Raw genomic sequence first — 3,625 nt, 5'->3', positions numbered from 1 at the left:
AACGTTTGCGAGACGCGCTGAGGGCGGGGGCGATGGGCAACCGCGACAACATCGCCACAAAACGCCACGCCGAACCGTATCCCGAGGTGGCTGCGTAGGCATCGACATGCACCTGCGGCGGATGGCATACGAGATAGGACGCTATGGCGCATGCGTCCGCACGGTGAAATCCGCAATCACTGACACTCTCGGAGAATCCGCTCCCGAAGAACCAGGGAGGCGAAATATTCGGGCGTCTCCCACAAGTCCATCTACCGCCACCTCGCACGCGACAGCCCACGACGCCGACAACAGTAGGTGAGTCACCCTGAGCGAGAAACTACTTTGCGGCTGGGGCCAGCTTCAGGATTCCGGGGCCTAGAAGGGGTGTTCTGGGCTCTGCCCGCACCCATACCGGCCGGTATCGCTTATCGGTATCGCTCAGTAGTAGGGGGGGAAGTTCCATTGCTGGTTGAACCCTCCGGTGCAGTCCCAGAGCTGCAGCCGGGTGCCGTTGGCAGATACGTTGTCGGTCACATCAAGGCATTTCCCGCTCGGAAGGTTGATGATTGCGCCACCGACCGGGTTGCCGTCGGTGACCTCGTCGGCCATCCGCCACTGCTCGCTCGTCTGACGTCCGCAGTCGCTGATCTGTATCGGTACCCCATTGGGGAACAGATCAGAGCTATTGACCGCTTCGACCACATCCAAGCATTTTTGGGTGTGCGGGTTGACGATCTGATTCCCACCACTGTTCATTGTCCACTGCTGGTTTTCCGCGCCCGTGTGGTCCCACATCTGCACACGAGTGCCGTTGGCGGTTCCGTTGTCGACGATGTCGAGAACCCGGCCGTTCAAACCGTAGACAGGAGAATCGAGCCTGGTGGCGAGGATTTCCTCGGCAGCCACCAGGGAGTCGAGAGCGGTCTGTACGTTGAAGTCGACTCCAACCTTGTCGAGAACGGACTGCGCCGCGGCTACTTCGTTGGGGGTGGTGTCGTTGATGTCGATGCCGACAAGGCTCAGACCTTGTTCTACGACATTAGCCGAGATGGCAAACTCCAGGGGGGTGATGTCGTCGTCCTGGTCAGTTGGTGCGTCCGGGGTGTCCCGGAGCAGCCTCGCCAGCACCACGTTGAGCGCTTTTCCGATTACGGCGGCTTCCGGACCCACTGGGAGGAAGACGGTTTCGATCGACAGTGGCCCGGGGATCACGGTCGGGAGTTGGTTGGCGGCGGCTTTTCTGGGGTCGCCGGTTTCGTTGGCCTCGGTGGCAGCATGGCCGGCGGCCTGGCCAACGCCGGGGAACAAGTTGTCGGCGAGCCCCGCAAGTTGTATCTGTGGTGATGTGATGGTGACTGAACGCGGTGTGGACGAGTTGACCCCGACGCCGATTACACCAATCCCAACGACTGCTGCGACCCCAACGATAATCCCCGAACGAACTGATACCTTCATAATGGATCCTCCAAATTCAGATCTGACTCGACACAGTGCATCTGACTCGAATTGCTCAGCGGCAAGCGGAGTCTCATGATTCTCTTCCGGCAACGATTGATGCCGATGCTACGAAATTCCCGAACTTCGCGCGGCCCAAGATGCCGCCGGCGATGACGCCGTACATCTCGGCGGTGCGTCGGCCTCGAGCCGCTGAGGATCAGTTGCAGCTGGGCGGGTCGGCGAAGCGGGCCGCTGGGCGGCCCGCCGTGTCGCCCGTCCCGGTCCCGGTCTGGCGACAGGTTGGCCAAGGCGAGCGCCAGGATCACGGGAAACCGGTGCCGGATACCTCGGCGGGCTCGGGGATCAGGCACCCGTGTGAGCGTGTCGAGAATCCCGCTCGCGAATGGGGTAGTGGGCATGGGAGAAGATGGGGCTGCGGGCACGGCTCGTTCCTGGTGGTGGTGATGGCGTAGGAACTTGAATCATCACCGAGGCGACCGTGCCCGCCCACACCGCCCTGCCACAAACCCTCAGGTCAGGAACCTCTATCCCCGACTTTGCCGGGGCCCTGTTGCTGATCCACCCCGGGCGTCACTGTAGAACTATTTCCTTCGCTGAGTAATGGGCTAGTGGGATTTCCCCGTAGACCACCGGATTCATGGTCGAGAAACTCCAGAATCGGTCACTTTGATAGTCGCCAACGGTCCAGCGCCATTGTTCACGTCAGAATCCGATGTGTTCCGAGGTGAACAACGGAGACTATGAAATGCGTTGGGCATCCATACATTATCGATATTTGTGTGTTCCACAAAAGTAAGGAAATTGTTTGCGTGATCGAATTTGCTCGCGACGCCGCTGGCTCTAACGGTCGGGGTGATTGTGTCCCCTTCCGTACCGAGAGCTTTTACCCGAACATTGATCGTGGGAAAACTCATCAGTCCGTTACCATCATCGTCGAGATCCTTCAAAGCCGTCCACCCACCCATTTTGTCGCCTGCAGCATTGGGTCCATCTTTGGTGACCACACCGTCTTTTGTTCTCCGCTCGGTGGCATTGTTCAATGCCATTCGTAAGTGAGTCCCAGTTGACGACTCGTTGCCGTCGTCGCGGATACGGATAATGTCGGTTGGATACCCGAGGATGCGGCTACGGACGGCGCCGATTATTCCACCGATTATTCCAGAGGAATCATCAGGAACGGAATCATCAGGAACATTCTCGACCTCGGCGGACACGAACTCGGTGCCTTTGGGAATATTAATGTCGAGTTTCACCCGCTCCAGGCTAGCTATTTTGGACTTGGCACCGAAAGCTCCCCGATCGTACTGCAAGGGGTCAAAGTTAAGACTATAACTGAACTCTTCACCGGAACGCACAACTTCTGGGTAGGTAGTTCGAATAGTCATTGGGTTGCCAAAAAAGTCGATTGGCCCGTCCCAACCTACAGTTGATGGAGATGCTGACGCGTTACCGAATGCGCCACAACTCAGGTCGAACTGCTGCACCGACTCAGCTGTGCCGTCCTGTCCGGCGACAGGACCGTCATCGGCCGATGCAGCACCCTGCGTGAAGGGCAGAGCTCCAGCGGACATGATTGCTACGACCGCAATTCTCGACCAGCGGATTCGATTCATAACTACCCCTACGAGGGTTGAGGGTGGGCGGACTGGGGTGGGTGTCAAGGTAGTATTCGAAATCGCCGACATCTACTTGTTCCTTTGCCTGCTGTGGCACTCGGGATTGGTTCCGGTGGAATCCCGAAACGCGGACGGACAGGTGAGGATCGCCGTTGAGTGTGACTCCAGCCACCCATTTTGATAAGCGGTCCGACAATAGAATCCCCATTAACTACGACGAAAGCAGTCTTGCCGCGAGTACGGGCCGTGTCTGTCCACCGAACAGACCAACCAGGTGTCCCCCGATCGGTGGACACCGCGAGCAGACCGGCCCTCGAATACGGTGCCCAGCACACCAGTGGGCGCCTGCCGATCCCGGCGGTGATGGTCCTCGACGAGGCCGCGAACATCTGCAAATTGCAGCAACTTCCCGACTGGTACTCCCACTTCGGCTCCCGCGGCATCGTGTTGATCACCATCGCCGTCGCAGGCGAAGAAGGTGTGTAAAAGTATTTGGCCTGCCGCAGGCAGGACAGGGTTTTCGGTACCGTCAGGTGCCGGTTTCTGCTCACCGGAGGTGAGGGTGTTAG

At 58.8% G+C, this 3,625-nt stretch carries 3 protein-coding genes; 1 reads left to right on the top strand and 2 read right to left on the bottom strand.

Annotated features, from left to right (window positions below):
• Window positions 1–420: 420 nt before the first annotated feature.
• Both RM2_RS22780 and RM2_RS24325 read right to left on the bottom strand, forming a co-directional pair.
• Window positions 421–1,437: an RICIN domain-containing protein gene (locus RM2_RS22780; protein WP_072691732.1), complete on the bottom strand. Its 1,017-nt coding sequence runs from the start codon at window positions 1,435–1,437 to the stop codon at window positions 421–423.
• Between the two features lie 638 nt (window positions 1,438–2,075).
• Window positions 2,076–3,053 carry a hypothetical protein gene (locus tag RM2_RS24325; protein ID WP_139277922.1) on the bottom strand — a complete coding sequence of 326 codons (978 nt, stop codon included), beginning with the start codon at window positions 3,051–3,053 and terminating at the stop codon, window positions 2,076–2,078.
• Between the two features lie 291 nt (window positions 3,054–3,344).
• Here RM2_RS24325 and RM2_RS26040 point away from each other — a divergent pair, with 291 nt between their 5' ends.
• Window positions 3,345–3,542: a TraM recognition domain-containing protein gene (locus RM2_RS26040; RefSeq protein WP_373863378.1), complete on the top strand. Its 198-nt coding sequence runs from the start codon at window positions 3,345–3,347 to the stop codon at window positions 3,540–3,542.
• Window positions 3,543–3,625 lie beyond the last annotated feature (83 nt).

This window comes from Rhodococcus marinonascens NBRC 14363 (genome assembly GCF_001894885.1).
GTDB classification, from domain to species: Bacteria; Actinomycetota; Actinomycetes; order Mycobacteriales; family Mycobacteriaceae; genus Rhodococcus_F; species Rhodococcus_F marinonascens.
The sequence above is the reverse complement of the archived record's forward strand: the minus strand, read 5'-3'. Positions and strand labels throughout refer to the sequence as shown.

Excerpts from the sequence above, each read along its gene's own strand:
- RM2_RS22780 (WP_072691732.1), bottom strand. The coding sequence starts at position 1,437 with ATGAAGGTATCAGTTCGTTCGGGGATTATCGTTGGGGTCGCAGCAGTC.
- RM2_RS24325 (WP_139277922.1), bottom strand. The coding sequence starts at position 3,053 with ATGAATCGAATCCGCTGGTCGAGAATTGCGGTCGTAGCAATCATGTCC.